The sequence below is a fragment of the Winogradskyella ouciana genome (genome assembly GCF_009709615.1).
In the GTDB taxonomy this organism is placed as follows: domain Bacteria; phylum Bacteroidota; class Bacteroidia; order Flavobacteriales; family Flavobacteriaceae; genus Winogradskyella; species Winogradskyella ouciana.
In genome coordinates, this window is sequence record NZ_WJYA01000315.1 from 1 (window position 1) to 234 (window position 234).

The window sequence follows — 234 nt, forward strand, 5'->3', positions numbered from 1 at the left end:
TTTCATACATCAACCTCAAACAATTGTTGAATATAATCACTAAAATGATAAAAACTCATCGCATCAGGTTGTGATTTGAGCTCTAGCCAAGCTTGTGCCAAATTTAGCCAGCCCATTTCTTTTAACAACATAACGATGTTTTCTATTTCAACTAAAGTATTTTGTGCATCTTGTTTCAGGCGGATTTGACGGTCGAGCTGCTCAATCATTTGCCCCAAACTAAAGAATAAAAAG

1 protein-coding gene is annotated in these 234 nt (G+C 35.5%); it reads right to left on the bottom strand.

Annotated features, from left to right (window positions below; genetic code table 11):
• Positions 1-2 precede the first annotated feature (2 nt).
• Positions 3-234 (bottom strand): hypothetical protein (locus tag F1003_RS19255; protein WP_202913951.1); only part of this gene is annotated, 232 nt, incomplete at its 5' end.